Annotated in this window: 23 protein-coding genes and 1 riboswitch; of the genes, 4 read left to right on the forward strand and 19 right to left on the reverse strand. The window is 35.4% G+C overall.

The window, feature by feature from the left end; genetic code table 11:
* Positions 1–2: 2 nt before the first annotated feature.
* The 5 genes from MHH73_RS13055 to MHH73_RS13075 form a co-directional block, all read right to left on the reverse strand.
* Positions 3–893, reverse strand: coding sequence for a 3-hydroxyacyl-CoA dehydrogenase family protein (locus MHH73_RS13055; RefSeq protein WP_341067332.1), 891 nt, complete (start codon positions 891–893; stop codon positions 3–5).
* Entirely contained in the window at positions 890–2,521 is a 1,632-nt protein-coding gene (locus MHH73_RS13060; protein WP_341067336.1) for a long-chain-fatty-acid--CoA ligase, read from the reverse strand. Before MHH73_RS13060 ends, MHH73_RS13055 begins: the two co-directional genes overlap by 4 nt.
* Positions 2,522–2,542: 21 nt before the next feature.
* On the reverse strand, positions 2,543–3,691 hold the full coding sequence (locus tag MHH73_RS13065) for an acyl-CoA dehydrogenase family protein (RefSeq protein ID WP_191811276.1): 1,149 nt from the start codon (positions 3,689–3,691) through the stop codon (positions 2,543–2,545).
* 186 nt (positions 3,692–3,877) lie between these two features.
* Complete coding sequence (locus tag MHH73_RS13070) at positions 3,878–5,551, reverse strand: sigma-54 interaction domain-containing protein (protein ID WP_341067339.1); 1,674 nt, start codon at positions 5,549–5,551, stop codon at positions 3,878–3,880.
* 79 nt (positions 5,552–5,630) lie between these two features.
* A complete protein-coding gene (locus MHH73_RS13075; protein WP_341067342.1) occupies positions 5,631–7,439 on the reverse strand; it encodes a S9 family peptidase in 1,809 nt (602 codons plus the stop codon).
* Positions 7,440–7,742: 303 nt separating this feature from the next.
* Between MHH73_RS13075 and MHH73_RS13080 the strand changes: the two genes are divergently transcribed.
* Positions 7,743–8,738: an aromatic acid exporter family protein gene (locus MHH73_RS13080; RefSeq protein WP_191811269.1), complete on the forward strand. Its 996-nt coding sequence runs from the start codon at positions 7,743–7,745 to the stop codon at positions 8,736–8,738.
* A gap of 262 nt (positions 8,739–9,000) precedes the next feature.
* Here the strand turns inward: MHH73_RS13080 and MHH73_RS13085 are convergent, their stop codons facing one another.
* The 8 genes from MHH73_RS13085 to hmpA form a co-directional block, all read right to left on the reverse strand.
* The gene (locus tag MHH73_RS13085; RefSeq protein WP_191811267.1) at positions 9,001–9,336 is read right to left on the reverse strand and encodes a hypothetical protein; all 336 of its coding nucleotides are present in this window, start codon (positions 9,334–9,336) and stop codon (positions 9,001–9,003) included.
* Between the two features lie 111 nt (positions 9,337–9,447).
* Positions 9,448–10,488 (reverse strand): ribonucleotide-diphosphate reductase subunit beta, encoded by a 1,041-nt coding sequence (locus tag MHH73_RS13090; RefSeq protein ID WP_191811265.1) that lies wholly within the window; start codon positions 10,486–10,488, stop codon positions 9,448–9,450.
* 25 nt (positions 10,489–10,513) lie between these two features.
* Complete coding sequence (locus MHH73_RS13095) at positions 10,514–12,721, reverse strand: ribonucleoside-diphosphate reductase subunit alpha (RefSeq protein ID WP_341069762.1); 2,208 nt, start codon at positions 12,719–12,721, stop codon at positions 10,514–10,516.
* A 165-nt stretch (positions 12,722–12,886) separates the two neighbouring features.
* A riboswitch (cobalamin riboswitch) is annotated at positions 12,887–13,065 on the reverse strand.
* A gap of 484 nt (positions 13,066–13,549) precedes the next feature.
* The gene (locus MHH73_RS13100; RefSeq protein WP_191811403.1) at positions 13,550–15,970 is read right to left on the reverse strand and encodes a heavy metal translocating P-type ATPase; all 2,421 of its coding nucleotides are present in this window, start codon (positions 15,968–15,970) and stop codon (positions 13,550–13,552) included.
* Positions 15,971–16,052: 82 nt separating this feature from the next.
* Positions 16,053–16,262, reverse strand: coding sequence for a copper chaperone CopZ (gene copZ, locus MHH73_RS13105; RefSeq protein WP_191811263.1), 210 nt, complete (start codon positions 16,260–16,262; stop codon positions 16,053–16,055).
* Between the two features lie 14 nt (positions 16,263–16,276).
* Positions 16,277–16,612, reverse strand: a complete 336-nt coding sequence (locus tag MHH73_RS13110) for a metal-sensitive transcriptional regulator (protein WP_225230408.1) — start codon at positions 16,610–16,612, stop codon at positions 16,277–16,279.
* 145 nt (positions 16,613–16,757) lie between these two features.
* On the reverse strand, positions 16,758–16,940 hold the full coding sequence (locus tag MHH73_RS13115) for an H-type small acid-soluble spore protein (protein WP_191811261.1): 183 nt from the start codon (positions 16,938–16,940) through the stop codon (positions 16,758–16,760).
* 473 nt (positions 16,941–17,413) lie between these two features.
* On the reverse strand, positions 17,414–18,568 hold the full coding sequence (gene hmpA / locus MHH73_RS13120; protein WP_341067350.1) for an NO-inducible flavohemoprotein: 1,155 nt from the start codon (positions 18,566–18,568) through the stop codon (positions 17,414–17,416).
* Positions 18,569–18,744: 176 nt separating this feature from the next.
* Between hmpA and MHH73_RS13125 the strand changes: the two genes are divergently transcribed.
* The gene (locus MHH73_RS13125) at positions 18,745–19,182 is read left to right on the forward strand and encodes an Rrf2 family transcriptional regulator (protein ID WP_191811257.1); all 438 of its coding nucleotides are present in this window, start codon (positions 18,745–18,747) and stop codon (positions 19,180–19,182) included.
* 279 nt (positions 19,183–19,461) lie between these two features.
* On the opposite strand, the gene MHH73_RS13130 is transcribed toward MHH73_RS13125, so the two are convergent.
* Positions 19,462–20,916 (reverse strand): Msr family ABC-F type ribosomal protection protein, encoded by a 1,455-nt coding sequence (locus MHH73_RS13130; protein ID WP_341067352.1) that lies wholly within the window; start codon positions 20,914–20,916, stop codon positions 19,462–19,464.
* A 1,100-nt stretch (positions 20,917–22,016) separates the two neighbouring features.
* Complete coding sequence (locus MHH73_RS13135) at positions 22,017–22,220, reverse strand: cold-inducible protein YdjO-related protein (RefSeq protein ID WP_095372957.1); 204 nt, start codon at positions 22,218–22,220, stop codon at positions 22,017–22,019.
* Between the two features lie 268 nt (positions 22,221–22,488).
* On the opposite strand from MHH73_RS13135, the gene MHH73_RS13140 reads away from it, so the two are divergent.
* Entirely contained in the window at positions 22,489–22,782 is a 294-nt protein-coding gene (locus MHH73_RS13140) for a DUF6509 family protein (RefSeq protein ID WP_191811253.1), read from the forward strand.
* A 39-nt stretch (positions 22,783–22,821) separates the two neighbouring features.
* Here the strand turns inward: MHH73_RS13140 and MHH73_RS13145 are convergent, their stop codons facing one another.
* Positions 22,822–23,217 (reverse strand): cytosolic protein, encoded by a 396-nt coding sequence (locus MHH73_RS13145; protein ID WP_191811251.1) that lies wholly within the window; start codon positions 23,215–23,217, stop codon positions 22,822–22,824.
* Between the two features lie 134 nt (positions 23,218–23,351).
* On the opposite strand from MHH73_RS13145, the gene MHH73_RS13150 reads away from it, so the two are divergent.
* Positions 23,352–24,158 carry a GNAT family N-acetyltransferase gene (locus MHH73_RS13150; RefSeq protein WP_191811249.1) on the forward strand — a complete coding sequence of 269 codons (807 nt, stop codon included), beginning with the start codon at positions 23,352–23,354 and terminating at the stop codon, positions 24,156–24,158.
* Positions 24,159–24,311: 153 nt separating this feature from the next.
* On the opposite strand, the gene MHH73_RS13155 is transcribed toward MHH73_RS13150, so the two are convergent.
* The 3 genes from MHH73_RS13155 to MHH73_RS13165 form a co-directional block, all read right to left on the reverse strand.
* The gene (locus MHH73_RS13155) at positions 24,312–24,512 is read right to left on the reverse strand and encodes a cold-shock protein (RefSeq protein ID WP_341069765.1); all 201 of its coding nucleotides are present in this window, start codon (positions 24,510–24,512) and stop codon (positions 24,312–24,314) included.
* Positions 24,513–24,595: 83 nt separating this feature from the next.
* Positions 24,596–26,059, reverse strand: coding sequence for a DEAD/DEAH box helicase (locus tag MHH73_RS13160; RefSeq protein ID WP_318245443.1), 1,464 nt, complete (start codon positions 26,057–26,059; stop codon positions 24,596–24,598).
* A 183-nt stretch (positions 26,060–26,242) separates the two neighbouring features.
* On the reverse strand, positions 26,243–26,443 hold the full coding sequence (locus tag MHH73_RS13165; protein WP_191811245.1) for a cold-shock protein: 201 nt from the start codon (positions 26,441–26,443) through the stop codon (positions 26,243–26,245).
* Positions 26,444–26,515 lie beyond the last annotated feature (72 nt).

Raw genomic sequence — 26,515 nt, forward strand, 5'->3', positions numbered from 1 at the left:
TTTTATTTTTGAATATTCTCTATTTTCTTCCCGTGTTGATCGTATGCATACCATCCTTTACCTGTCTTTCTACCTAATTCACCTTTTTCCACTTTTTCAACTACCGACTGTTTAGGACGATCCACTTCGAGCCCTGTTTCAGCATATCGTTGCTTCCTTACCGCATAATTCACATCAAGACCAGTTAAATCCATTAAAGCAAATGGACCAATAGGATGACCTAAAGCCTTTTCCACAACGTAATCGATTTCTTCAAAACTGGCATATCCTTGTTCATATAAATAAAGCGCCTCATCCATAAGTCTCGCTAAGATACGATTGGCAATGAAACCTGAAATTTCTTTTTGTAAAAGTACTGGTTTTTTGCTAATACTTTGAATGAATGTCATCGCTTGCTGTGCAACTTCCGTTGAAGTATGCGGACCTTGAACAACTTCAACGAGCTCCATCACAAGTACAGGGTTAAAGAAATGGATATTACATACACGATTTTGATAGGTTAACTTATCTATCAATTTAGAACTCACTATGGTAGAGCTATTTGTCGCAATGATACAATTTTCTGAGACAATCTTTTCTAAAGTTTGAAATAATGATTGTTTTGCCTCTAAATCTTCAATAATAGCTTCTATGATAATGTCTACATCATGTAACTGATTGATTTCAGTAGTAAATGTTAAATGATCGAAAGCTTTATCCACCTCATCACGAGAAAACTTTCCTTTTCTCACCCTCTTCTCTAACTGCGTTTCTAACACTTCTTTCGCTTTTATTAAACGATCATTTGATATATCTTGTAACACGACATCGTATTGATGAAGCGCTGCTACAACAGCAATTTGGGCACCCATTGCTCCCGCTCCAACAACACCCACTTTTTTTATGTTTGTCATTCTCGTTTACTTCTCCTTTCTAATTCTTCTTTCACGAGTAATCTTTTTAATAGTTTACCAACACCATTTCTCGGTAGATGACTTCTTTCTTCAAAATCTCTCGGTACTTTATAAGGTGTCAATTTCGTATAACAAAATGCTTTAATTTCTTCAAGATGGAGCGTATAACCTTCCTTAGCCACAAGAAACGCTTTTGGAATTTCTCCATTTTCAGAATCAGGGATGCCGACTACTGCCACTTCAGCAATAGCCTGATGTTCATAAAGGACATTTTCCACTTCTTGAGGATAAATATTAAACCCTGAAAAAAGAATCATTTCTTTTTTGCGACCGACAATATAGAAATAGCCATCTTCATCTACTGTGGCTAAATCACCTGTAAACAACCACCCTTCTTGTAACGTAGAAGCTGTCTCTTTCTCATTGTTCCAGTAACCTTTCATTACTTGTGGACCTTTAATGACCAATTCACCAACTTGATTCATCCCTAAATCTTCCTGTTTTTGATCAACGATACGACAATCTACATCAGGAACAGGAATACCAATGCTGCCATGTTTATGTGTGCCATTTATTGGCGTACGATGTGTCGTTGGAGAAGTTTCCGACATACCGAAGCCTTCTAAGATGGTACAACCCGTTAATTGCTTAAATTGCTTAATCACTTCCACTGGCAATGGCGCTGATCCAGATGAACATATTTTAAGAGAGTTTAATCCTGCAGATCGTACATCTGGATGATGGATAAAAGAAAGATACATTTTAGGGACACCCGGAAACATGGTTGGTGAGTATTTCTTCACTTGAATTAAAACCTCATCAACGTCAAATCGCTCAAAGAGCAAGATTCGTGCGCCTAAATAGATGCCTACATTCATCGCGCTTGTCATCGCATACACATGATAAAGCGGGGTTGCCGCTAATATCGTTTCATTTCCGAAAGCCACTTTTTGTCGATACATCACATAGCTTTGGTAAACATTTGCAATTAAATTATAATGTGTAAGCATGGCTCCTTTAATCGCTCCGGTTGTTCCACCTGTGTATTGTATAATAGCTAAGTCGTTCTTAGGATCTATGGTCACTTCATTAAATTTAGTCATTCCGTTTTTGAATATATCTTTCATATGATGTTCTATTGGAGGTGCTGCCTTATTATTACTGACATTTGTGGCGTACATTATATGCTCTAAATCATACACTTCCCTAATTTTCTGCAGTGTTGTGGCAGATTTTTCACCAATAACTAGTGCGCGCAATTCTGTATCATGTAACACTTGCAAAACCTCTCTTGGTGTATAGCCTGGGTTAATTGGCACGATGATAAGACCAAGTGCATGACTGGCATAATAAGCTGTGACATAATCTGGATGGTTTCCGAGCCATAACCCGATTCTATCCCCTTTTTTCAATCCATTTGTCTGCCAATACGAAGCGAGTGCATCTGTTCGTTTCTTCAGTTCCTCATAGGTGAGTGTTTCGTGATTGAAAATAATAGACACATGATCTGGAAAAGAAAGCGCAGTTTCCTTTAACATTTCATAAAGTCCAATTTGAGGTATATGGAAATTTGGCATCCGATCTTCATAATACTTTTCCCATACTCTTTTTAAAGAGAGATTACTCAAGACACATTCCTCCTTTATGTGTCACATATAGTCTTTTAAAAGATCTCTTGCAATAATTAGCCGCTGGATTTCATTTGTGCCTTCATAGATTTTCGTTATTCTTGCATCACGATAATATCTTTCAACAGGATAATCAGCGACATAGCCCATCCCGCCATGAATTTGCACTGCTTTGTCAGCTACTCGATTAAACACCTCAGACGCGTAGAGTTTAGCCATTGAGGATTCTTTGACAACCTTCTTGCCTTGATCGACTAAATGAGCAGCTTTTAATGTTAATGTTCTTGCAGCTTCCGTTTCTGTCGCCATATCAGCTAACATCCATTGAATCGCTTGATTCTTAGCAATTGGCTTTCCGAACTGAATACGCTCATTCGCATATTTCGCTGATAATTCAATGAGTTTATCACAAGATCCAACTGCCCTTGCCGCTAAGCCAATCCGTCCTTCGCTTAAAATAGTTAATGCAGCTACATATCCGAGGCCCACTTCTCCTATCACATTTTCTTCTGGCACTTCACATTGATCAAATAATAGTTGAGCAGTATATGAACCTTTTAAACCCATTTTTTTATCCTTTTTCCCCACTGTAAATCCAGGAAAATCTTTTTCTATTAAGAAAGCAGTAATTCCCTTTGCTCCTTTATCTCTATCAGTAACGGCAAACACCGTAAACACATCTGCTACAGGCGCATTCGTAATGAAATGTTTTGACCCATTAAGAATCCACTTATCGCCCCTTTTCTCTGCTTTTGTCGCAAGATTAGTAGCATCAGAACCTGCGCCAGGCTCTGAAAGGGCAAAACAAGCAATTTTTTCTCCTGATGCTAAAGCAGGTAAGTATTTTTCTTTCAAATAGGGCGAGCCAAGCCTTACTAATCCTGTACTACCAATACCTGTATGTGCACTGATTAAACTAACAAAACCATTATGCGTGCGACCTAATTGTTCTAATACAGCGGTTTTCCCAACCATGCCGAGGCCTATACCACCATACTCTTCTGGTATACTCATCCCAAATAATCCAAGTTCCTTCACTTGCTGAACTAAAGAATCTGGTATACGATCTTCATCTTCAATTTGTTGTGCTAAAGGCTCTACTTCCTTCTCGACAAATTGGTGTACCATTTGCACAATCTGATCGATTTCTTGGTTTTGAACTGTGAACATAAGATCACTCCTTTGATTGCTTTATATAAATATGGATGCAAAAACCATGCCATCACTTTTATTTCACGAAAGATTATGAACGAATAGCTTTAACATAAGTTATACAGTGATTTTTTCGGCATCATTTGTATCATCCACAAAGTAAACGCTTACTTTTTTGATTCAAAAAAGAATAGAGTTGATTCACTAATGAATCAACTCTATTCCATACTTTTTAAGCTTTCTTGAAATTGTCGGTTGGCTAGTATGCAAAGCGGATGCAAGCTCGTATGTCGTTGTACATTTTTTTAATGCTTTTATAATAGCTTTTTTTTCTGCTGCTTCTACTACATCCTTTAATGTCTCTGTTTTTTCATTCTCAAATGAAAAATCTATTTCTCGCCGATATTCTGGCGGGAGATCATTCATTGTAATAATAGACTCTTGTGAGACAATAACCAATCTCTCAATTAAGTTGGCTAATTCACGAATATTGCCTGGCCATTGATAATGATATAAAAATTTTTTCACCTCCGTATGTAAATCTTTTTTGAAATGATATTTTTCATTAGCCTGTTTTAAGAAATAATGGATTAGAGGATATATATCCTCCCGCCGGTCCTTTAAAGAGGGGATTTCAATAGTAATCACATTTAAGCGATAATATAGGTCTTCACGAAAATGACCGTTATTCACCATCTCTTTTAAATCTCTATTGGTCGCAGCAATGAGTCTTACATTTACATTCTTTGTCTTTGTTCCGCCTACCCGTTGGATTTCCTTTTCCTGAATGACTCTTAACAATTTGACTTGTGAAGCCAACGGTAATTCCCCAATCTCATCTAAAAACAAAACCCCTTCATCGGCTAGTTCAAACATCCCTGGTTTCCCATGTTTATCTGCCCCTGTGAAAGCACCTTTTTCATAACCAAATAATTCAGATTCTAATAATTCCTCTGGAATCGCACCACAGTTTAATTTAATAAATTTCCCCCTCATTCTTCTATTACTTGTTTCGTAAATGTATTTAGCAAGAACATCTTTTCCTACGCCTGTATCGCCAAGAAGAAGAACTGTGGCATCCACATTAACAATCCGTTCAGCGGTTTCAAATACATGCTTCATTTTTTCACTCTCTATGATAATCGCTTGCTGATGTAAGGTAATGTTTTGTTTTAACCTTTCAATTTCTTGACGGTAAGAGAGGTTTAATTTATTTGCTTCTTTTAAAGCATTTTGTAGTTCAATCAATTGTGATAAATCTCTAATATTTGTAACAACACTTTCTACTTCACCCGTATCGTCAAAGACCGGACTACCAGTAAGGAGCAACGATTCATTGCCAGCTCGATTAAACTGTACATGTGAAATCGTTTCTTTCTTTTCTATCACCCTTTTCGTTAAAGAACTCTCGAGAATCCCCCTTTCAATTAATGCATCTACCTTCTTATTCATATAATATTCTTTTGGGATACCCGTAATTCTCTCCATTGCGGAATTGGTTAAAATGGTATTCCCCTTTCGATCGGTTAAATAAATACCGTCGTAAGAGTTTTCTATAATTGCTTCCAGTAGCGTATTTGCCTTCATCAAGTCACTTACTTTATTCATTAATTGAGTCAATTCGGAAGACGAAATCCCTATATATAAGTAGTGATCCTGGCCTGATTGACTTCTGATAAACAAAAGAAAATCTTCATCCGTTAAAAAGGCGACCCTTATCTTTTCATTACCATACGCATGCCATCTCGAAAATAGATCGTTAATATACGAAGAAGGCTTCCCTTTAATCAAGATACGTAATGATTCGCTCATAGAAATAATTTCACCAGTTAGCGTTGTCTCTACTGTCAGTATAAGACTACGATTCTGTACAATCATCTACTATCTTCACCTCTTTACATGGTAAGAAAAATAGAGGAAATAATGTAACTATATTTCCCCCGTAATTGTTACTTCATTAACTATTCGTATTAATCGTTTTTTTTGTGTGTTGTTCAAAAAAAGAGAGAATTTCTTCAAACACCAGCTGCTCATTTTCTTTTTTAGTAAAGCCATGTCCCTCATCTTGTAATAAAATATATTTCACTTCGCGTCCTTTCTTCTTTAATGCTTGCACAATTTGATCAGATTCTTCTTTCACAACACGGGGATCATTGGCTCCTTGAATAACGAGCATCGGTTTAGTCATAAAATCCAAATAAGTAATAGGAGAATATTCAATGAGTTTCTCCTTATCTTTTATGGGGTTTCCTACCCATTGATCCATAATCGGTTTCCAATCTTCGGGAACGGATTCGATAAATGAAAATAAATTAGAAGGTCCGAAGATATCGACAACCGCTTTAAAATAATCTGGATGTCTGCCATGTAAAAGCAGCGCCATATATCCGCCGTAGCTTCCCCCCATTAACAGAATGTCACCTTTCTTTGCATAACCTTTTTCGATTAGCCATTCTATACCAGCTATATTATCTAACCTAGGACCCTCTCCCCAATCACCCTCAACCATTTTCATAAAGGACAAGCCATAACCCGTTGACCCTCTAAAATTAGGGGCAAAGATGCTGTATCCATGATTGATAAGGAACTGAAAATAGGAACGAAAAGATTTTCTCTCTGCTGCTTGCGGTCCACCATGTGGCCAAAATATAACTTGGCCATTATTTACCTTCTTATTTGCTTCAAACCATAATGCTTCAATTTCTAAACCATCAAATGAAGGATAATAAATCGTTGTTGGATCGACAAGCTCGGATTCTTCCACACCTGGTACACGATATTCAGTTAACTGCTTCCACTCTTCACCCTTTTTTAATTGATAAATATTATGCGGTTTAATGGCGCTTCTACCTAAAAGATATAAATTACCTGAATCATGAACAACTAATTTTTCAATGATATCACAAGGAATTTCTATCTTTTGTAAGTTATGATTATCTAAAGAATAAACATAAAGAAAGTCTTCCACTCCTTTTTCAGAAGTTAAATAGATGATGTGATTACGCTTATCATAATGAATGGATGAGAAACTTTCTTGGTCAAGCCCGACAACTTTACTGTATTGTTTTGTTATCAAATTAAATGTCGCCAAATAAGTGAAATTCTCATTAAAATTGGTGATCAAATAAATGGTATCTTCCGAGGTAAATAAAGCACCCGTTACTGTATGCGCCTCTGCATCTTTGGCAGTTAAACAAAGCTTTTCACTTTCAGTATGTACATAAGCGAGGGAATGCGTATTGGCAAATACAGTAGATGAAATATATCTCTCTTCATTTGGACTCCAACCATCTAGAAACGTCATACCTTCTGTCCCCTCTAGGAAAAGTTCTTCTTTGTCCGTGTCTATATGATATCTGTACACATTTAAATAAGAAGGGTTATGTTTAGAAGAACTATAATACAAGTATTGACCATCTTTTGATAATAGGGGATTAAAATTCCTCTTTTTTTCATTATTAATCAGTTGTTTCAATTTGCCACCATCCGGATGGACAGCATAATATTGCGCACATTCATCTCCATCTTGATCAAAACCCGCAAGTATAAATTGACCACTATCATCATAGAGGAGCCCCATGCACACTTGATCTTTGAATGTTAATTGAACGGGAAATTGCTTTGGCAAATTCATTGCCCATAAATTGTAGTAGCCATTTAAATTTGTACTAAACACAACTTGTGACTCATCTGGATTGATAACAAAATCATTGATACTTAACGTTTTTAGAAACTGCTTCATCTCGGGTTTCGGAAATTGAATCATAGAACCCCTCCTAATTAAAAGATTATTCTTATAATTCAGTATACCATATTCTTTTTTACCAATTAAAACCAAACAAAAGCGAACATAGTATGACATTTTTATTTCAATTCTAATAGAGTGCAATAACTACGCTGTTACTGCTCAAAATACAAATAGGACAAGAAGAGATAGATTTTCTCTTTTTTACAATTTTTTTCTTTCTTATGATTGAAAAATGTTTAATTGGTCATTCTGTTAATGCAATGAATTTTTGCATAAATCCTTCATAAAAAATGTAAGCCATAAAGAAAGAGGATACTAACAATGATTAGACTATTTGGAGGGCGAATTTTTAAAACAGGCATTTCTGTCTTTATTACTGCATTTCTATGTCAACTATTCACGTGGCCACCAACTTTTGCGGTTATTACCGCTCTTGTTACTATTGAGCCAACTGCAAAAGAATCCATTCGTAAGGCACCAGCCAGGTTTCAAGCCTCTTCTATAGCGGCTTCTTTTGCCGTTTTATTTACCTTTATTTTCTCAGATAGTTCGTTGGCCTACGCACTTACAGCCGTTTTCACTTTGATGATATGTACGAAGTTAAAGCTAGAAGATGGTCTGCTTGTTGCCGCTTTAACCGGAATGGCTATGATATCCATTGTGCAAGAAGCTTATATGGCCACATTATTAATGAGACTTGGGGGTACTACACTAGGTTTATTAATTTCTACTTGTGTAAATATCTTTATTTTACCACCTAATTATTTACTCAAAATAAGTAAAACATCTTCTCAGTTAATGCATCGTATGGATAGTATTCTTATATATGTGACGAACAATTTCAAACAAGAAAATAGGAGCAGAAACGAAATCAAACAAATCATTGAAAAGATTGAGGAAGAGGTTGCCCATTGTGAACAGCTGATTCAGTACCAAAAAGATGAATGGCGCTTTCACAAATTTTCAAGAAAGGATGTATCTTACTTAAGACATAAACAAAAGCATATAAATATATTAAAGCAAGCGTTTAACCATTTATGCCAGCTTGCAACTCTTTCTTTTAAAGAGCTCACACCATCACCATACTTAATGCGATTATTGGAAGATACTCAATTTCATCTAAAACAGCCATTGAAACAACATAATGAAAATGACTATATCAATTTAAGAACACAATCTAAATTGAATGACAACCACCTCAAAATTGAGGAAAATATGCTCGCCATACAACAGCTCATGGTGCAGTATCAAATAAATGAAGAAAAGTTAGAAAAAATGGATGAGAGTACAATGAAAGTAGAAAATACAAGGACTTAAAGATGTAGTTTGCAGCCTTCTTCAATCTGAACTGTTGTTAAACAGAAGGCTGCTCTAACTTGTTATTTTCCGCTTAGACAGTGCCTTTTACTGTGCTCTCATTCTTTTGGCTTCTTCTAAGAGCTGGGAGCCCGCGCGTTGTTCCACTCTTTGTAAGCTATCGAAAAAAATGTTTCTCCAATTATCCTCATTTACATTTCAACAAAAAACCACAGATCATTTAATCTGTGGCGCTACTTTTTGAAGTTATATTTATATTGTTTCAGCATTCATTGCATAGTGTATATCCTGACACCTTATAGCCTTTTCTTCTAAGAAATCGAATACTCATGTTTTTTTCTATTTGTGATGAAGCAATAACGTGTACTCTCTTTCCATCGATTTCATGATAAAAGCGATGGAGATAGGCAATGGGAATATGCAAACGATGATGTGCCTGATCTACTTTTTCATTATAATCCCTCACATCGACGATACGAACATCACTCTCATGATTGTCTTGTAACACTTGTGCCTTCACACCAAAAACGGGCAAATATCTACTATATATAAAAGTCAAAAGTAAAATGATTAAGAGTATACTAATAAACGTAAGCATTTTTCCTCCTAGGATGTTGTATTCACCCTCATATTCTATACCCCTGTTGGTATGAAGTCAACAAGAAGAACTCACCATTTATCCTTTTCTAATCTTCATTCACTGAAAAATTTATAATTCATCAAATCCATTATCGACTTGATTCACTTTTGTATATTGTCTTGATTTTTGCTCAAAGAAATCTGATTTGCCTTGATCTACTTCTTCATAGGCAACAATCCAACGGAGCGGGTTTTTACGGAATCCTTCAAATGGTCGTTCAAACCCTAATTGATTACTGCGGACATTTGCATAAAATTTGATGTATGCTTCAAGGTCAGTAATAAGAATACCATCCATTTTATCACCGATTACCTCCCGTGCCCACTCAATTTCGAGTTCTGCAGCTTTTTTAAAGGTATCTTTTACAAATTGATGCAATTCTGGTGTGTCTAATTCAGGCTGCTCGTTTAAGATTTCCTTAAAGATTTTCACAAATAAATCAACGTGAATTTGTTCATCACGATTAATATAGTTAATCATCGTTGATGTAGATACCATCTTTTGATTTCTCGCTAAATAATAGAAGAAAGCGAAACCAGAATAGAAGAATAAGCCTTCTAATACTACATCATAAACGATTGATTTTAACATATTTTCCGCTGTCGGTTCTTTAACAAAATCTTTATAACCATTTGTAATAAAATCATTGCGTTCTCTTAATGTTGGTTCTGTACGCCAATAATCGAATACTTCATCTTGTTTACTTTTTGAAACGATAGAAGAAAGAATATAAGAATAGGAGTGATTATGAATCACTTCTTGTTGTGCAAGAATAATCATTAACGCTGACAGACTTGAATCAGTTAAATAATCTGCTGTTTTCCCAGCATAGTCCGTTTGAATACTATCTAGTAACGCTAGTAAACCGATAATCTTTAAAAAGGCTTCTTGTGCGTCCTCAGATAACTCAGGGAATTGCTTAATATCTTGAGACATATTAATTTCAAATGGTGTCCAGAAATTAGACAACATCTTTTTATATTTAGGGTAAGCCCAGGAAAATCTCACATCATCCCAGTTTAATACGTTCGAACATTCTCCATTAATAATACCTGTTGAACGATTCGGTGCTTCATGATTCATAATGGGACGTTTATTTAAGGTATTCATTTATTCCATTCTCCTCTCTGTGAAATCAGCTAGAGCATGATTCACAATCTTCAATATCTGTGGAAGTCGAACGTAAATAATAAGTTGTTTTCAACCTGTTTTTCCATGCGGATACATGAAGATTTAATAATTCTTTTGCTTTTATCGTATTTTTAATATAAAGATTGAATGACACTGCTTGGTCAATATGCTTTTGCCGTTTCGCATTTTGAGCAATGCTCCATTTTTGATCGATATGGTAAGCTGATTTATAATACCACGTTGTTTGAGCGTTTAAGTCTGGTGCAGTTACGGGAATACGATAGTCTTTTTTCTCTTCAGAGTATTGCTTGTTGAAGATTGGATCAATACTCGGTGTGCTGCCTGCAATTAATGCAGTGGATGCATTAGGGGCAACCGCTTGTAAATAGCCGTTTCTCATCCCATTTTCTTTCACTTTTTCCATTAGGCCTTGCCAATCAAGTTCACTTTCGCCATTCAGGTAATCTCTTTTTTCAAAATAGGCACCTGTATGCCAATCTGAACCATTGAATGCTGGGTATGCTCCTTTTTCCTCAGCTAGATTCATCGAACTTTCAATCGTTAAGTAAGCAATTTTCTCGTAAAGTCGGTCTGCAAATTCTAATGATTCAGGGCTTTCCCATACGATCTTGTTAGTAGCTAATAAATGATGCCAGCCGAAAGTACCTAAACCAATCGCTCGATACTTTTTATTCGTTAACTGCCCTTGAATAACAGGGATTTTATTAATATCAATGACATTGTCAAGCATCCTTACTTGAATAGGAATCAATCGTTCTATCACTTCTTCATTCACTGCTTTTGCAAGGTTAATAGAAGAGAGGTTACATACAACGAAATCACCAGGTGTTTTCTCGATAACAATCTTTCCATCCTTTGTATACTCTTCTACTCTTGTTGTTACACTTTGATTTTGGACGATTTCAGTACAAAGGTTGGTGCAATAAATCATGCCGGCATGTGCGTTTGCATTCATACGGTTCACTTCATCACGATAGAACATAAATGGTGTCCCAGTTTCTAATTGACTGCGCATGATAGACTTCATAATATCAATAGCAGGAATTTCTTTCTTTGATAAGTCTTCATTATTGACGCACTCTAGATATTTCATTCTAAAGGTACCTGCGCCAACTTCTTCATCATAATAATCTTCCAATGAGAAGCCCATTTTTTGTCGAACCTCATGTGGATCAAATAAATACCAGTTACCACGCGCTTCTACTTTTTCCATGAATAAATCAGGTAGACAAACACCGGTAAATAAATCATGTGTACGTAATCTTTCATCACCATTATTTAACTTTGCATCAAGGAAAGAGAAGATATCCTTGTGCCAAACGTCTAAATAAACGCTAATTGCTCCTTGTCTTTGTCCAAGTTGATCCACGCTAACAGCCGTATTATTCAGCTGTTTCATCCATGGAAGCACACCAGACGAAGCGCCTTTGAATCCTTTTATCATACTGCCTCTACTACGAATCTTACCTAAATAAACGCCAATTCCACCACCGTTTTTTGATAGTGCAGCAATGTCTGTATTACTGTCATAAATCGAATCTAAACTATCATCAACTGTTTCGATAAAGCAGCTAGATAGTTGTCCCCAATTCTTACCTGCATTTGATAAAGTTGGTGTAGCTACAGTCATAAATAAGTTACTCATTGCCCAGTAAGCTTCTTTTACTAATTGCAAACGATTTTTTTCTTCTTGATGCATAAGAATCATTGCAATTACCATCCAGCGTTCTTGAGGCAACTCAAAAATTCTTTTTTGGCGATCTTTTGCTACGTAACGGTCAGTTAGCATTTTAATCCCGAGATAAGTAAAGAGCTGATCTCTTTCAGGGACAATTTCTTTGCCTAATTCATCAATCTCTTCTTTTGTATAACTAGATAATAAAATAGGACTATAAATATCAATATCACTCAACTGTTGAATTAAAGAATGAAAATCACCATAAGCTTGGCCACTGTACCCTCGGTTCTCAGCTGCTTGTTGATAAATCTTCTTTAAATATAAATGGGCAGCCACATAGGTCCAATCAGGTTCATTTACATTTATGTAAGAAAGACATTCTAGAATTAACTGATTATAGAAACTGTCTACCTCTAGGTGTTCTAATTGTTCAGCCCGTTTTTCTAACGCACTAATTGGTAAATTACTGAATTGTTGATATAATTGCTCAAAATTGACTGTCGGTTCAATCATTGTTTTCAAAGTTTTTCCTCCTTCAACCTATTTCTATCAAATTTAGGCATAAAAAAAACCGCTCCAGTTACACCTTGAGCGGATCAAACGACAGTATAAATACAAGTGTACAATTACACTCTTTTTATGATCTGTCGTTTCATCTTCTCAAGCCCCGAAGAAATGAAACTTTTGATTAAGAAGGCAGGTATCCTGGCTTGTGTATCAACCTACTAAGAGCCTTCCCATTCTCTCTAAAAGAACAGTGGTTTCCTCTTTTCGTCACACTTACAGTTGCGGGTACAGCTCCGGATTATCCGGATTCCCATTTTAAGTCCATTTGGACTCCTTCAACCAATTACTATATGTAGTTGTCATATCTATAATAAATAACTATATATTGTATCTGAGATTGTATGAGTAATCATATCACATCATTTCATAGAATACAATTTATTTCTTTTATATAAATTTCAAAATAAACTTTTCGTTCTTTCATCGGTAAATTTGAGACCATTATAAATAATAGCACTTCTTATTTATGTAAAAAAGGCTTGAAATCCATTAAAAATTGTTCAACCCTACTTTTTTACCTGCAAACTAGTAAGCTTAAACCAGAAAAGAAATCGTTTTTGGTAAAATAAATTAAACGGTCACAGAAGTGTCAAAATGTAATAATTGCGCTAAAATGGTTGCTCAATAATCAATTAAAAGAATACTCCATATTAACAAGAAAATGTTTTAACCTCTTGGTACAAATCTTTTAAAACTCTATAAAGAAAAACAAGCTAACTATTTTATTAGCTTGTTTTTCTCTTTAAATCTTTTGATAGAATGTCTTTATGCTAGTTATTTTACACGTTGCAATCGAAGTGCGTTTAATACAACAGAGACAGAACTAAATGCCATCGCCGCACCCGCCAACCATGGTGCTAAGAAACCTGCAGCTGCAATAGGAATACCGATTGTATTATAGCCAAAGGCCCAAAAAAGATTCTGTTTAATATTACGAATGGTTTTTTTACTCATCATGATCGCATCAGCAATACTATTTAGGTCACCACGCATGAGTGTGATGTCTCCTGCTTCCATGGCAATATCTGTACCTGTACCGATAGCCATGCCGATATCGGCAGTTGCTAATGCAGGGGCATCGTTAATGCCATCCCCTACCATCGCTACTTTTTTGCCTTGACTTTGCAGTTTTCTAACTTCTTCTGCTTTCGTTTCTGGTAAGACTTCTGCAATGACTTTTGAAATACCTACTTCTTTAGCAATGGCTTGTGCTGTTAACTGGTTATCACCAGTCATCATAATGACTTCTAACCCCATATCATGTAGCCTTTGAATCGCTTCGCTTGATGATTCTTTTATTGTGTCAGCTACAGCAATAAGCCCTTTTGCTCTACCGTTAATAGCTACAAGCATAGCTGTTTTTCCTTCGCCTTCTAATTCTTTCATTTGTTTCGAGAACCAAGAGAAGTCTACCCCATTCTCTTCCATTAATCTAACTGTACCAATTAGTACATCTTTTCCTATTACTTTTGCAGAGATGCCATAGCCTGGTAGCGCTTCGAAATATTCACTTTTTACTTTTTCAACATTTCTCTTCTCTAATCCTTCCACAATGGCTTCAGCAAGAGGGTGTTCGGATGACTTCTCACTCGCAGAAACGATAGAAAGAAAATGGGCTTCATTTGTTCCAGGTTCAACTATGATATCTGTTAATACAGGCTGACCATTTGTAACAGTACCTGTTTTATCGACAACAACAGTTGTAATTTCATGTGTCATCTCCAGGTGCTCTCCACCTTTAAATAGTACACCCATCTCTGCGGAACGACCAGACCCTGCCATAATTGAAGTAGGCGTCGCTAACCCTAATGCACAAGGACAAGCGATGACGAGCACAGCAATCATTTTTTCTAACGCACTAGCTACATCACCCGGTTGCAAGAAAAGAAACCATATAAAGAAGGTAACAAGGGCAATAGCCACCACTATAGGAACAAAGATACCTGAAATCTTATCGGCTAACCGCTGAATAGGTGCTTTTGATCCTTGTGCTTGCTCTACAACTCTAATAATTTGCGCAAGCGCTGAATCTTTTCCAACCTTTGTTGCCTTTACTGTTAAAAGTCCATTTTTGTTAACCGTTGCTCCTATTACTTCATCGCCAGCTTTCTTATCAACTGGCACACTTTCTCCTGTTAACATTGATTCATCAACTGCAGATTGCCCTTCAATGATTACTGCATCTACAGGAATCCTCTCACCAGGCTTAATGATAACCGTATCACCTGCTATTACTTGCTCAACAGGGACAACGGTTTCCTTACCTTCTTTTACTACAACCGCTTTTTTAGCCTTTAAATTCATTAATTTTTTTATTGCTTCTGATGATCTTCCTTTTGCGCGTGCTTCAAATAATTTCCCTAATAAAATAAGGGTAATAATAATCGCACTCGTTTCAAAATAAAGCTCAACATGATGACCATGCGTTGTACCTAGCGATTGTATGGTTAGAAACAAACTATAAAAGTAAGCTGCAGAAGTACCCAATGCAACAAGTACATCCATATTCGCACTGCCAGATTTCAATGATTTATAAGCACCCGTATAGAATTGCCAACCGATAATAAATTGTACAGGGGTCGCTAATATCAACTGTACCCAAGGATTCATTAAAAAATCTGGTAGAAAAATGAATGAGGTGAATTCAAAATGCCCAACCATCGTCCAAAGTAGTGGGATAGATAGGATGGCAGCAGCAATAAATTTCCTTTGCTGCTTTTTAATATTCTCCTCCCTTACATCATTTGCGCTCGCAGTTGTTTTTAACGAAGCGCTATAACCAATCTTATCTACCCTTGCAATAATTTCTTCAACTGAAACCTGCTCAGGGTTGTATTCTACCGTACCTGTTTCTAAGGCTAAGTTCACATTTGCCTGCGCAATTCCGGGCTGTTTATTTAACACTTTTTCTATTCGCGCAGAACAAGCAGCACATGTCATTCCTGTAATATCAAACTCAGCTTTCTCTAAAACAACTTCATAACCAAGATCTTTAATCTTCTGCTGAAATGCATGTTCTTCTATCTTTTCTGGGTTATAGGAAATGGTGGCTATTTCAGAAGTGAGATTCACATTCGCTTCATTTACACCATCCATTTTACTTAACCCTTTTTCTATTCGCGCAGAACAAGCAGCACACGTCATTCCTGTAATTGGTAAATTAATTATTTTTTGTGAATCGTCTTGCTTGGACATATGCCCTACCTCACCTTTCATTGAATACTATACCCTACTACCCTATATAAACACTTAAAATAAATCGTGCAAAGCTGCACGATTAAGATTTAACTTCATATCCTTGATCATCAATCGTTTCTTTAATTTGATCAAGCTTTACAGATGAAGCATCATAAGCAACTTTGACTTCTTTTTTATCTAAATCTACTTTGACCGTGTCTACTCCTTTTAATTCACCTACACTACTTTCTACTGCTTTCACACAGTGACCACAAGACATTCCTTCTACATGTAAAATTACGTTTTCCATTATATAAAATCCTCCTATTTTTTCATTAATTTTTGAATCGTAATAAGAAATTCATCTAATACTTCTTCGTCGCCTTCATTTATCCGATCAATTACACAGCCTTTTAAATGGCCTTCAAGTAAAATCTTAGCGACACTATTTAAGGCAGATTGTGTTGCCGATATTTGTGTAATCACATCATCACAATACGTATCTTTTTCAATTAGACCCTTAATACCTCTAATTTGTCCTTCGATACGATTCAATCGAGTGACTAAATTCTTTTTTACTTTATCTGAATGATGACTTCTTCTATCTCCATGCTCTAGGCAAATGGTTTCTTCATTCACATGATCTTTTTCATATTCCATTGAATCGCCTCCCTTATTTTCATTATATTATACCCCGGTACCCTATGTAAAGTGAAAAAATTTGCCGAATAATTTTATATTACTCAACTATAAATAAAAAGGTAGGTAGCAATATCTACCTACACTCTAACATATTGACGTATCATTACACTTCATTAAGATCTGAGACATCTACTTCTGTTCTTTCTTCTAACGGAATTCCTCTTAAATGAACTGTAACTGTCTTATCATCTTCATGTAACTTATCTATCCATACAGAAGTTCCATTGTATTGAACTTCTACATCACTTGATGATGAAAGTATTTGTTTTATTCTCTTTGTTTCCATATGATTCACCTCTCATAATTGATAAATATATTCTTTAACATTTTAGGCTTTTTATACATTTCCGTTAGGAACTCATTCGATAACGAAAAAACTTCTCGACAATATCTTACTAAGAGTGAATGATATGCAAGTTGAAGAAGTGCTAATAAATATGTAAGCGGTACCAATCGTACATTAAAGGAATTTTTCATTAAACCAACGAAACGAAAAGTGGAAAGACAAGAAGGACTTGATACGCATCAAGTCCTGGAGCAGTGCTCATATTGTCGAATATACGATCGGACAGACATCCATTATAGGCCTGCTAGCTAATTTTGGGGAAAATGAATGATTAATTATATGTGATAAAGGCATTTCTCCGCTTGTATTTTATAACTAGATGAACGACAAACAATAACGGACCCATTGCATATAAAAAGAAAAGAGAGGCGTATTCATCTCTTTTCTTTTAAAATGTTTTAAAAGCTCTTCCTCTACATATTTATTTTTTCTTTAAGAGGAACCGCTGGACCAAATAGTTCAAGGTGAATATGTGAATTTTCCACACCTAACATAAATAATTGTTCTTTAATATTTTCCATAAAATTGATAGGGCCACATAAGTAGTACTCTGCTTCTTCACTTATATATGGCTTTAAATCCTCACTAGCTAATCTGCCCTCATCATCACTATATTTAACTAGGTATCGACCATTCTCAATTTCTGCTATCGCCGTTTTCACTTCATCTCCAAAAGCATGTACGTTTTTATTCTTACAAATATGAAGGAAACTTACTTCTCGCTTTGTCCCTTCTAATGCATGAAGCATACCTAATAATGGAGTAGTTCCAACACCACCACTGATTAAAACCACTGGTGTCTCCGCTTGGGATTGCAGTACAAATTCACCTGCTGGTGCACTCATTTCCAAACTATCTCCTATTTGCACATGGTCATGTAACCAGTTAGAGACCTTACCATGTTCTTCTCTTTTGACAGAAATACGATACGTCTCTTCTGATGGTTTTCCTGATAAGCTATATTGACGGTTAAGATCGTACTTTTCGCCAGCTATATTTATACGAATCGATACATACTGGCCAGGTTGGTAAGTTGGTAACGTCATACCATCAATGGGCTCAACATAAAAAGAAGTGATAAGATCACTTTCAGGTACTTTATTTACTACTTTAAAAGATTTAAATCCAGCCCAACCTGATGCATTGTATAAGTCTTCTTCAGTTGAAATAAAGATAGAGGCAATCACATCATAAGCCTCTGCCCATGCCTGAATAATATCATCTGTTGCTGCATCACCTAAAACTTCTTTTATAGCTGCTAATAGATGTTCCCCAACGATGGGATAGTGCTCTTTCTTAACCCCTAAACTTCGATGCTTATGAGCAATTGTAGCAACTGCTGGCGCCAATTTTTCTAAATGTTCAATATGGATAGCTGCTTGAAATAATACATTAGCGAGGGCTTTAGGCTGCCTTCCCTTTTCTTGATTAGCATGATTAAAAATATTAAGAAGTTCAGGATGTTCGGCAAATAAACGTTTATAAAAATGCATTGTGATAGCGGTTCCATGAATTTCTAATACGGGTATCGTTGATTTGATGATTTTAATTGTCTCTTGTTTTAACATTAATATCTCCACCCTTTTCATTTTAAAGATATATTTTAAATACATCTTTAAAATATACCTTTTCTGAATTTAAAGCAATATTTTAAATACATCTTTTAAAAAGTTGTCACAATTGGTTCCACACCCAGCTATATGTATAATAGAACTATTAATAGAAGAAAAAGGTGTGATTCCTAATGCGTCTTACCAACTACACGGATTATTCATTACGAGTTCTCATATATTTAGCAACAATAAAAAAAGACCAGCTGACAAATATTAAGGAAATTGCAGACACATATCAAATTTCTAAGAATCATCTGATGAAAGTCATCTATCAATTAGGGAAAAATCAATATGTTGAGACAATTAGAGGGAGAAATGGTGGCATTCGTTTAGCCATGTCACCTAAAGAGATTAATATTGGTGAAGTAGTCAGAAAAACCGAAGAAGATTTTCATTTAGTTGAATGCTTTGATGAAAATAACAATCATTGTGTCATTTCCCCTGTTTGTGGCTTAAGGCATGTACTAAATAAAGCATTAAAAGCTTATTTAGAAGTACTAGATCAATATACATTAGCTGATTTAACGAAAAATCAATCGGCCTTAGCAGACTTTTTGTTTAAAAATTAAATGTAGACGTCAATTTCTATGCATTCTTCCGTAGTGAAAGACTAAAAAGCGGCCATAGCCTTCTATATGGGGTAGCGTTAGGAAAATGCGATTTACAATGTTAAGCTGTATTAGCAAAAAAATCGATTCCTAATGTTTAGGAACCGATTTTTTTAATTGGTGTTTTAAAGTTACGCAAGAGTTTAAGTAAATTTATTCACATCTTGGAGACTAAGAAAATTAAACAAATCAAAAAATAATAGATAAACCGCCAATCTCTTAGCGGTTTATTTTTATAACTCAATTTGTTATAAATTTTTTCTCATGGATATTCAATTGTAAATCTGCTACATTATTTATAAATTGTTGATCATGTGAGACAAAAAGAATGGTGCCTTCATAACCGGCAATAAATGTTTCCAATGCTTTAATGGCATAGATATCTAAGAAATTGGTTGGTTCATCTAATAATAAAATATTATATTCTCCTAAGAATAGCAAACAAAGTTGGAGCCGAATAGCTTCGCCACCACTTAATGACTTTAGATTTTTTTGTAAATCTGTACCAATAAACTGCATTAAGTGTAAAACACTACGTAAAAATGTCTCATCGTACCCTGAGCGATTTTTCACGAATTGCAGGATTGTTTCATCATTAGTGAATTGATAACTCATTTGTTTAAAATATCCTATTTTTGCCTTTGAAGAAATTATCAGGTTATTATCTTTATTCGCAATACGGTCTAGCAATGTACTTTTTCCACTACCATTGCTGCCTGTAATCGCAATTTTTTTACCAAGTGGAAGTTGGAAACTGACGTCTTCTAATAGTACTTTTCTCTCAATTTGAAGATTAAATCGGTCGGCCAAAATTGGGAACTTGTTATGCATCTCTGTAGCTTTAGATTGACGGAAAATAATAGCTCTATTTTCTCTTACAGCCTCTACTTCCTGAAGTTTTTCCATTCGATTCTCAATTGCTTTGGCAGCACGTTGCATCGCCTTTGCACTCGTACCTTTTGACTTCGTCATAAACGACTTGTTCGGTAAGGCATTCGCTTCCTTTTTAGACATCCGCCCTGCTTGAGCAACCTTTTGAGCTTTTTTCATTTTATCTTGTGCTGCTTTTTCGAGCCGACTCTTTTCTTTCACGAACTGTTCATAGGCTTGCTGCTGTTGTTCACGTTCCAACTGTTTTTGAGCAATGTACTCACTATAGTTTCCAGAATATACACAAACCTTACCTTCATGAATTTCCCAAATAGTCGTGACTAATTCGTCTAATATAGCACGGTCATGACTAATTAATACAAGTGCCCCATAATAATAACGAAGTTCCTCTAAGATAAAAGAAATGCCCTCTTGGTCCAAATGAGTTGTCGGCTCATCGATTAGTAATGCTTCGCAATAATTGGTCAACAACTGAGCAATTTTCATCCTTGTCTGCTCTCCGCCACTTAACCGAACTGAATCTTTTGGTATATCTAATTTTCCAAATAATACTGGATCAGCGCTAAGAGATGTTGGTCCTTCAAGCTGTTCAAAATAACCATATTCAACATGACGACACACTTTCCCTTTTGTTGGATAAACCTTACCTGCTAATAGTCTTAATAATGTGCTTTTTCCTGCACCGTTTTTTCCAACAATCCCAATACGGTCAAATTGGTGAATGGCTAATCGATCAATCTTTAAGATTTCCTTATCTAAATAAGTTATTTCAACATTTTCTAATTCAAAACAAATTTTTTCCATATTTGCTACCTCCCGAAATTTTATCATTCGTATCGATAGCATGGATCGATACGAGCCTTTAAACTAAGCTCGTATCAATAAAATAATAAGAACTGCATGTCTTTTTCCTCCTATCTCTTCTTCATAACCACAAATGGTCCTCCTGTTGTGTCATTTAGCCACCAAATGATACTAAATGGAACAGCAGTACTACTCAGTATGAAAAGAACTGCCCTGTATAAATCGCAAAAAATTTATGCTTCCAATTTTTATTTTCCATAGTAATCGATACCTCCAAAAAAATTTTAACGTATCGATTCTGATTCGATACGAGCCATTGAAAACAAAGCTCGTATCAATAGAGAAGTAACATGCACATTTAAAATTCTCCCCATTTAAATAAAATAAAAAATCACAGACAATCCGTCTGTGATTTAGAGTAAAAGGAAGTATCCTAGCCAAACTAATGGATTATGGAATTACATGTCAACTTCCCCATATAAAGGTGTGTCACCCAAAAAGAAAGAAAGGCAGAATAATCCGTTTCTTCATATTACATATGATATATATTTAAAATGAAGATTATTAAAAAAGGACAGACTTATCCCGTTTACTCTGTATATACAAACAGAGTCTTCGACCGTATTCAATTACTGGTTCAAAGTTAGGGACCATAGTCTAGGTATCATTTTTTAAAAATCTCCTTATATCTTTTATAGTATATATATTGTAAAGTGACTTTTAGAAAAAGTCAAAGAAAAAACACTTATTCAATTGGCACAGTTTATGCACTTTTCCACTTAATCTTCTGTGCATCAACGAAAGGTTATTCAAGTTCAATCACATTACATTCTATCCCGAGCTAATCCCATTACTCAGAAGGGAGTATATCTGCCCTCGTTGATCTTTATAAATTATATAGTTTTCGTTAACCTGAACATTTTTTAAAAATTCAGTCTCCTAATCCACTTAAGATTTCTTCTTACCTTACAATAAATAAACCTATATTGAAAAGTTTTTTAAATAAAATAAAAAAGAGTGGTTATCAAACAACCACTCGTCGTATCCTGTTCATTCAATTATCCGTTGACTTAACGATAGTCAAAAATAACAGAAGAATATTATTTGTTATAAAGGCTATTATTATTTACTACTTGTAATTCTTTTGTTGTTGCTACCATTTCACTTTCACAAATTGGGCACTTTGGTGTACTTTTAAAGTTGTCTCTCACCCAAGCATTGCATGTTTCTGAGGAACATTCCCAAATTTTAATCTCTTCAGTCTTCACTTCTTCCATGTTCTTTCTTCCAAATCCCATTGCCATTATCAGGCACCTCCTAAAGGTAGAACATATCATCCGAAAAAAATAAAAATCACTCGCTATGCCAAACCAGTATGGTCCTTTATAACAAGTGTGTGTAATATTTTTTACTTAACAAATATTAGTATAGCACATTTTTTTATCCTTGTCAAAACAAGGAAACTTTCACTTTAACATGTTGTCCTATAAAAAACAACCTTTATGTATGAATTATAGTGGAAAAAGTGTATAATAGAGACGCTGATTGCTTTAAAAGAAAGGATGAAGACATTTGCATATTTCGAGTTATACGGTTGAACAGATCAATGATCCGACCGGTATACTATCTGGAGAAAGATACGAATTCTTTTTAGATATTGATGTTGATGAAGATGATGAATTATACTCAGAACAAGGTATTCGCTTGCGCGTGTTATTTTATAAAGGTGAAGACGAAATGAAAATACTTAATTATCACTTCCAAGAGAATAATAATGAAGAGATTCTGGAATTTGGATTGGAAGAAGAAGAAGAAATATTAGTCACTAAATTCTGTAGTCAACATATCAATGCAAATGATGAATAAATATAAAATGCCTAGGGTTAGCTCCTAGGCATTTTATGATTATTCCTCTACTTGTTTACCTTCTTCAATGATATGATACATTAAATGGGCCAGGTGATGTATTGGACCATATGCTTCTTCATCCTCTTGCTCTTCTTCGTTAAATTCGAGATCATTCAAATGCAAGGCAACAAATTGGTAAAAATCCGGCAATGCAAAACTGTAACAAGCGGTTGGTTCTTCTTCTTCTCCTTCATAATGAAGAACCATATACGACTCTTGTCCATCCTTATTCAGACCATCAAAGTAAACAAAAAAGCCAATATTCGTATCTAACTCAAACAGGTGTCTTGTTCCACCTTCTGTCATTTGATTAAAATCTTCCTCTGATAGTTTGTTTACATTCATTTCATCCACTTGATCTTCTTTATGGAATTGTACTTTAAATGATTGCATACATCTCCCTCACTTTCTCTATATGATAATAGCATAAACACTTGTATTATCCTATTATTACCTCCATAACAAAAAAGAAACTTCCTCTTTTTATTTTCTCCAGTTATAATAGCTTAAAAAGGAGTGCGGCGATAATGAATATACAAGAGATCTATCAGCTGCAAAAAATTTGTGAACAACATGATGATATCGTTCTTAAATTAAACTTGGATATGATAGAGAATACGCAAACCGAAACACCTTTGTACAAGCACTCTATTGATGGTCAGCTTATCGGTTTTGTTGCGCTTTATCCCTTCGGATCAAAGCTTGAAATTTGTGGTATGGTCCATCCTAGCTATCGTCGGAAAGGGATATTTTCTTCATTATTTACTGAAGCTTTGCCCATCATTGACCAATATGAAGAAGTGCTGATTAATATACCTGGTCAATCAATTACGGGTAAGACCGTTATGTCTACATGGAACAAATCATATGCTTTTACTGAATACCAAATGGTCTACAAGGTTAGTCAACCGACAAAACAACAGCAACGAAATATTCATCTCAGAACCGCAGAATTAGCAGATTCTCCTTTCTGCAACCAACTCGACCAATTATGCTTTAACCTTTCAGAAGAGAATGCAAAAGCAATCAACGATGATTTTAACTTACATAAACAAGATGATCAATTACTAGTCATTTGCAATGGTAATAAAAGAGTCGGTAAAATACGTCTAAATATAAGGAATCAACAATTATGGATATATGGGTTCGCCATTCATCCTAATGAACAAGGTAAAGGGTTGGGGAGCGAAGTATTGCGTCTAGTCGTTCAACAATACCAAGCGCAATATTCCATTCACCTAGAGGTTGAAGTTAAGAATAACCGTGCGCTCATGCTTTATAAAAAGTGTGGATTTACGGTTTGCGGCAGTCAGGATTATTATCACTTCAAGTAATATCCTAAAAAGCCAAACCCATTTGTTATCATCCAAACCAAATCGTACATATAGTCCTCTTCAAATACATCGGTGGACTACTTTTAACTATGTAAAAAGAAAAAGATCACTCCTCATTGGAAGTGATCTTTTTTCTTTTATTGAACATTTGTATTATAGCTTTGTCACATTTACAGCTTGAGGTCCGCGTTGCCCCTCTTCTATATCAAAAGACACTTCTTGTCCTTCATCTAATGTTTTAAAGCCTTCCGTTTGAATTGCAGAGAAATGAACGAATACGTCATCTCCACCTTCTTGTTCAATGAAGCCAAATCCTTTTTCTGCGTTAAACCATTTTACTTTACCTGTTGCCATTTTTTCTTTTCCTCCTAAACATTTGAAACTCACAGGAAACATCTCCTGCATTTCCTAATATACCACAATTTGCTTTATTTTAATCAATCGCGGCCTTTATTATTTTTTACACGACGTCTTTCGCGACCTTTATAGTCACGGCCGCCGCCTTTACGATCTCTTCCACCAGATCTCGGACGATCACCAAAGCGACTACGATTACGTCCATCTCTGTTTTTAGGTTTTTTCGAACGAAGTGGTTCAACCGCTGTAATTTTTACAGGTGTGACATCTGGATCTTTTGTTAATAATTTTAATGCTGCTGCCAATACTGTCACTGAATCTGTATCTTCTAACAACGATTCAGCAATACGCTTATACTCATCGTACTCATTCTTATCAATTGTATTCATTAAACGATTAATCGTCACACGTTGGTTACCTGCAACAACATCTTTAAACGTTGGTACTGGTTCTTTCTTCATTTTTGTCTTCGTTACACTTTCAATAATTTTCAAGTGATCGATTTCTCGTGGAGAAACAAATGTAATAGCTAAACCTTTATTTCCAGCTCTTCCTGTACGTCCGATTCGGTGCACATAGCTTTCAGGATCTTGAGGAATATCAAAGTTGTATACATGTGAAACGCCTGAAATATCGAGCCCACGTGCGGCAACATCTGTTGCTACCATAATATCAATTGTTTGGTCTTTGAAACGACGAATAACTTGATCACGTTTTGCTTGGGGAATATCACCATGAATACCTTCTGCAGAATATCCACGTTTAATTAATCCTTCAACTACTTCATCTACACGTTTTTTCGTTCTACCAAATACAATCGCAAGTTCAGGAGATTGAATATCTAATAAGCTACATAATACATCGAATTTTTGTTTTTCATGCACTTCGATATAAGATTGTTCAATATTCTTTACTGTTAATTCTTTTGCTTTTACACGAACAATTTGTGGATCATTCATAAACTTCTCAGCTAATGTTTGAATACGTCTAGGCATTGTTGCTGAGAAAAGAAGCGTTTGGCGTTCATGCTCAATTTCACCAAGAATTCTTTCAATATCTTCAATGAATCCCATATTTAGCATTTCATCCGCTTCATCAAGAACAACTGATTTAATATTATTAAGACGAATCGTTCTTCTTTCAATATGATCAATTAAACGGCCAGGTGTTGCAGCGATAATTTGCGGACGATTTTTAAGTGCGCGAATTTGTCTACCAATATCTTGACCACCGTATATCGGTAAAGTTCTGATTCCTTTCACTTGTCCAATACGATTTAATTCTTCTGCCACTTGCACAGCTAGTTCTCTTGTTGGCGCAAGTACCAAACCTTGAATGCCATCTTCTTTCGTTACTTTCTCTAACATTGGGACACCAAATGCCGTTGTTTTACCTGTACCTGTTTGGGCTTGACCAATCATATCCGCACCAGCTAATGCAATAGGTAGTGATTGTGCTTGAATAGGGGTTGGCTCTTCAAAACCCATATTAGAAAGAGCTTTTTCTAGCTCTGTACTTAAACCAAAATCCGAAAATTTTACCAAGATAAATCCTCCTTGTATTTCAATCATACATCAAAATAATCTATAGTATGAGTGTATCCAGTTTCTATTAATTTTTTTCAATTTATAAGCAATAAAAGCAAAATCATTTTAACGGTGTAAGAACAGTTCAATAGTCGTTCACATAAAAAGATGATGCATGAAAGGCCATGCATCACCGCATTATTATGCTTTTACAACGTTTGCAGCTTGAGGGCCACGGTCGCCATCAACGATTTCAAAAGTAACTTCTTGACCTTCTTCAAGAGTTTTGAAACCTTCAGTTTGAATCGCACTGAAATGTACGAATACGTCTTGTCCTTCTTGAGACTCGATGAAACCAAAACCTTTTTCTGCGTTAAACCATTTTACTTTACCGTTATTCATGATAATACCTCCAAAAAATAATCACTAAAAAGTCATAATTATATAAGCTTATAGAGAAAAGTGGAATGCCTC

This window comes from Cytobacillus sp. FSL K6-0265 (assembly GCF_038003465.1).
Lineage (GTDB): Bacteria > Bacillota > Bacilli > Bacillales > Cytobacillaceae > Cytobacillus > Cytobacillus stercorigallinarum.